Source organism: Streptosporangium fragile (genome assembly GCF_039534445.1).
GTDB classification, from domain to species: Bacteria; Actinomycetota; Actinomycetes; order Streptosporangiales; family Streptosporangiaceae; genus Streptosporangium; species Streptosporangium fragile.
Genome location: NZ_BAAAVI010000145.1, coordinates 1 through 5,048, shown reverse-complemented (window position 1 = coordinate 5,048; position 5,048 = coordinate 1). Strand labels below are relative to the sequence as shown.

Below are 5,048 nucleotides of genomic sequence, written 5' to 3'. Positions count from 1 at the left end.
CCTGACGGCCGAGAACCAAGCGATCTAGCCTCCAACTTCGCCGGGGCGATCCAATCTGCCCGGTCCAATCTCCGACCCGACCGTGGGGGCGCTGCAGGTCAATCCCTCCACGGTGGTGGACGGCAAGACCGTCACCCCCACTCTCACCCCCGCTTTGCTGGCGCAGGTGAGCGACCCGGCCGGCGGCAACCTGCGGGCCGAGTTCGAGATCGAGCACGACCCCGCCGCCCCACAAGGGCAGGGCACCGGCCAGATCTGGACCGGAGCCGTGGACGACATCGCCTCTGGCACCTCGGCCAGTATCGCCGTCCCGGCCAACACGCTGAGCGACGGTTGGCTGGTGCGCTGGCGTGCCCGCGCCATCGCCGAGCAACAGTCCTCGGCGTGGTCAGACTGGCAGCCACTCACCATCAGCGCAATCCAGCCGCTCGCACAAACCACTGGACCAGTGATCCGCACCGACCAGAGCTTCGCCGTCTCGGCCTGGCTACGGTGGGCCGACAAGGACGGCGACTACAGCGTCATCGAGCAGAAGGGAACTCACCAGGCGCCCTTCCGCCTCGGCAACACCCCCGACCGCGGGCTGGTGTTCACCCTCACCAGCGCCGACGCCGCCGATGCCACGGTCGAGGGCGTACTGTCCGACGTCGAACCACCGGTCAACGAGTGGTTCCACCTCGCCGGCGTCTACGACGCCGAAACCGACACCGCGACGCTGTACCTCAACGGAGCCCTGATCAAGACCGCTCCGGTGAGCTTCACGACGTGGAACGCGGACACCGTCATGGCGCTGGGCAGCAGAATGAAGGGCGACCTGGACGAGGTCCAGATCTACCAGCGGCCGCTCGACACCGTGCAGATCCTCGCTCTCCTGAACAGCCCTGCCGCCCAGCCCTACCCGGCCACGGCGTCCGCAGCTCCGACCGCGGCCGCGACCGGCAACTTCAATTACAAACACCCGTCCCTGGAGGACTGCTACGCCACCACCAAGGCGCCCAGATTCACCGACGCGTATTCCCGCATGCAGGAGAGACCACACTCCGCATGCTGGACCAGCTGGATCGGACACGGAGGATGGGAGGAGTACGATGACAACGGCGTCAAGAAGCGCAGGGACAGGACGGCCTGGTGGGTCAGACTGTTCCCCGGGCCGTTGAGAATTCCGGCGGCGGTGCTGGACAAGGTAACTGACGATGACGTGTTCACCTTTCGGGCGACCTGGGTGGCGCACACCTACATCGGCGACTCCACCGGAGATGCCGTCTACAAGGGCGGCGCAGCCACCGCCGGTCTGAAGCCGCAGAACATTAAGTTCTTCGTGAAGCTGACGGACTTCGGTGTTTGGAACAGAGGCGTCCGCCGTACGGAACTCGACGATGATCTGAACGATGTCCAGATCGAATTCGACCTCGCCACGCAAGGATGCCAAATCGAGAAGGGAAATCCCACCCAGCTCAAGACGATCGCGGGCTGGCGCGCGACGCCGTATCTCGAGTATCTACTCAGGACGTCCAAGCCGGCGGCACACGACCGAGAAGTCTGCTCCGTCATGCCCGCCATCACCCAGTACAAGGAGAACAAGGGCAGGCTTCCTCTATGGGACCAGGAACTCCTGAGCAGTGCAGGCAAGCGGCTCGGCGTGGTGCGATGGGGACAGGGTACCCCGAGCAACAGCCTGTGGTCCCCCAGCTTCCGCTGCGACTGGAAGAAGCTCGGAGTTGGCAATAAGGGGGGTGGGAATATCGGCGGCTGTATCTACATCAGAGCCGACCGGGTGTTCACGATGTCCAAGAGCAGGGATAGTGAATTCCTGGACGTCATCCTCCATATCGAGAAGGCGCTGAACCCGGCGACGAATGCTGGCACCTACCCGCCGTACCGCCCCGGAGACACCACCGCTGGACGGGATATCAACCTTCCGCCGGTCAAGGGGCCGCTGGGCAACGAACTGCCGAAGGTCATCTCGGGCAACTACGCCAAGCCACCGAACACCCCTGAGGGCGCCCCGCTGTGGAGGGGAACCGATACGGGCTACGAGGACAACCGGAAGATCTTCTCCCAGCATGCATTCGAGGTGCCCCAGGACAATTTCCGCCTGGGTAACTACTACAGTTCGAACTATTGCAAGTACTACACTTCGGATGTCTACATAAAATACGGCTACACAGAGGTGCAGTGTGACGAGTATCCCTTCGCCTCCACTCAGGAGGGGGCGGCTAAGGATAAGATTAACTACTCCGTTCAGGGAGTCCGAGCAGGTCATAACTGGAAACATGGAGACGCACTCAAGGCGTTCTATGGCCATTATCGCCTTCTCACCTACGACCCCGTCAACACTATCACCAAGGTCAGCGACAGTCCGTTCTGGGTGAAGATCGTGGATTAATGGCTGTTAAATGCGGGGCCGCCGAGTGTGGCCCCGCATTCCCTGTTAGATTTGAGGATGCAGAGAATAATGAATACGGAACAGGCGCTTCCCGCAGAGAACCAGTGGGACCTACTGGTCGAGTACGGGCACTGGATCGAGCTCGGATTCCACGCCCTCTGGGTGGAAGGCGACGATCAAGAGGAACTGGCCCGGCTGCTCAAGGTGGATCCAGGCTCGCGCCTGGAATGCGATCTGAAAACGCTGGCCCGTATGGATGACGGCCCAAGCGAGGTGGGCATCTGGATGGGCGCGCACGCGCCCGGCTGGACGCACATCTTCGCCTTTGGCACATACTCGTTCCATCCCGCGATCCGCAATCTGGGAAAGCGACGCGTTTTCGAGATCTACTTCGCGGGAGAAGTGGGCGAAGGGCTTGAGCCGCTGTACCTCAACTATGACGGAGAACGACTCGGTGATGTCACCCCGCCGTTCGAGGAAGGCGGAGACATGGACCTCGCCGACTACCGGCCCTATACGGCAGGGCTGGAACTCGGCAGGAAAGGCATGCACTGGGACGTGCATCTCTTTTTCTGCATGATGGGCCGCATCACGGGACGCTTCGCCGACCGGGAATGGTGGACGTCGACCCGCACCTTCTACCGCATCCCCGACGGGTCATAGGAGGACTGAGGACTCCGATGTAGGCGGGCCAGGATGTGATGGGTATCGGAGGCAGGACCAGAGCGGGGACGCGCGTTGCAGATGCAGTACGACTGACCACCGCACCGCTTAGGTCGAACGCTCCCCGCTCTGCCCCCGCACCTCGCGAGCGTGTCCGGCTAGGGTCATCCAAGTCTTCGTGGGCTCACACCGCCCCCACGATGACCGCCGTGGCGTTCGCGGGTCATATGCGGGATGATCAAGAGGAAGCCTTCGCTTGGTCCGAGCATTCTGGCAGGTCATGCAGTCTGTCCACGTGTACGGACAGTTACTCTCCTGATCCGGTACTCGCTTGGCTGCCGCGGGGCTGCCGTTCCTCGGGCCTGGCGGCCCTGCGGTACGGGTCCCCTTGCCATCGGATGACGGAGCCGGCCGTCGGCCGAGGTGCTGTGTACAGCAGCGGTGTACAGCAACACCGCCTCACACGATCACACGCCACCAACCCGCATCTGCCGCGTGACCAGGGCGAGGAGCCCTCTACGTCGTGACCGGCTCCCGTTTGCAAGCAGGATGTCAGGAGTTCGAATCTCCTAGGCTCCACCGCCCTCACGACATACAAAAGCCCAGGTCAGGCATGTTCTCCTCACCTGGGCTTCGATCTTTATTCGGCCTCGTCCGACTTCCGTGCCCGTTGCGTGCCCGATCGCCTCCGAGTGCCCCGCGGGCGAGGCCGTCGAGCTTCCTCGCCACCTCCCGCTGCCGCTCGTGGGTGGAGTGCTGATAGATCATCGCCGCCCGCGTACTGGAGTGGCCCATGCGCTCCATCAGTTCCCGGATCGACGCCCCGGCGTTCGCGGCGAGGGTGTTCCCGGTGTGCCGCAGGTCGTGAAAGTGGATCTTCGGGAGGTCGGCGTCCTTGAGTGCCTGAGCCCAGACGCGCCGGTTGAAGTTGGCGTTGCGCAGCGGTCCGTCATCCGGCCCAGCGAAGATCAGGCCCTCCTCTCCGTCCTGGGTGAAGTCCTTCACGTGCGCCCGCAGATCTTCGACGATCAGATCGGGGATCACCACCGTCCGCTTGCCCGCCGCGGACTTGGGCTCGGTGAAGACGAGCCCCTGACCGGTGATCTGCATCAACTGGCGTTCCACGCGCACGGTCCCGGCGTCCAGGTCGACGTCCCGGCGCTGGAGGCCGGCCAGCTCACCCCAGCGCAGACCGCCGAACGTCGCCAGCAGCACCAGCGCCCGGTGACGCGGCGCGATCGTGTCGGCGAGCCGGTAGACCTGGGCCACCGTGAGGACCGGCCGCTCCGGTGATCTCTCCTGACCGGCATCCTTGATCCGGCAGGGGCTCCGCTTGATGAGCTGGTCGTCCACGGCCGTGGTGAGGATCGCCTTGAGCAGCCGGTACGCCTTGAGCAGTCGGTACGCCTTGACCACGGTGACCTCACTGACCCCCGTGTCCAGCAGCCTCTTCCGCCACCGCCGGACGTGCGGGTCCTTGATCTCGCTCAGTGGCTTCTCGCCGAAGGCCGGGACGAGGTGGGCGCGGAACAGGTAGCCGTACAGCTCGACCGTGCGCGGGCGGGGGCTCGGGCGCTCGTCGATCCACGCCCGCCCGTACTCGCCGAGTGTGATCTTCCCGGCGTCCGGGTCGATCCACTCGTCATCGAGGATCTCCGCTTCCTTTCTGGTCAGCCAGACCTCGGCGTCCGTCTTGGTGGCGAAGGTCTCCAGGGCCGGGCGGTCCACACCGTCCGGGCCGGTGTACCGGGCCTGCCACCGGCCGGACGGCAGTTGCCGGACGCGGCCGAAGCGCCTCTTGGGAGGCTTCCTCCTGCGCGAACGCCGGGGCTCTTCCTCGGGGGTGGCAACGGCGGTCCTGGCCATCACGCGGCCCTCCTGCGTCGTGTGATGGTGATCGGCTCGACGACCCCGGCGGCGATGAACGCCTCAAGGCGGCGGCGCGCCGCGCCGCCGCACAGAGCGCCCCGCCCGCCGTCCGGGCGTGCGGCCTGGGGGC

3 protein-coding genes are annotated in these 5,048 nt (G+C 64.8%); 2 read left to right on the top strand and 1 reads right to left on the bottom strand.

Features of this window, described 5'->3' with window-relative positions; all coding sequences use genetic code 11:
* Positions 1-82 precede the first annotated feature (82 nt).
* Entirely contained in the window at positions 83-2,386 is a 2,304-nt protein-coding gene (locus ABD841_RS40150) for a LamG domain-containing protein (protein ID WP_344982309.1), read from the top strand.
* A gap of 69 nt (positions 2,387-2,455) precedes the next feature.
* The gene (locus ABD841_RS40145) at positions 2,456-3,049 is read left to right on the top strand and encodes a hypothetical protein (protein ID WP_344982308.1); all 594 of its coding nucleotides are present in this window, start codon (positions 2,456-2,458) and stop codon (positions 3,047-3,049) included.
* A 585-nt stretch (positions 3,050-3,634) separates the two neighbouring features.
* Here the strand turns inward: ABD841_RS40145 and ABD841_RS40140 are convergent.
* Entirely contained in the window at positions 3,635-4,915 is a 1,281-nt protein-coding gene (locus tag ABD841_RS40140; protein WP_344982307.1) for a tyrosine-type recombinase/integrase, read from the bottom strand.
* Positions 4,916-5,048 lie beyond the last annotated feature (133 nt).

What these genes read in the sequence shown, in the direction of transcription:
- ABD841_RS40140 (WP_344982307.1), bottom strand. Translation starts at nt 4,915, where the DNA reads ATGGCCAGGACCGCCGTTGCCACCCCCGAGGAAGAGCCCCGGCGTTCG.
- ABD841_RS40145 (WP_344982308.1), top strand. Translation starts at nt 2,456, where the DNA reads ATGAATACGGAACAGGCGCTTCCCGCAGAGAACCAGTGGGACCTACTG.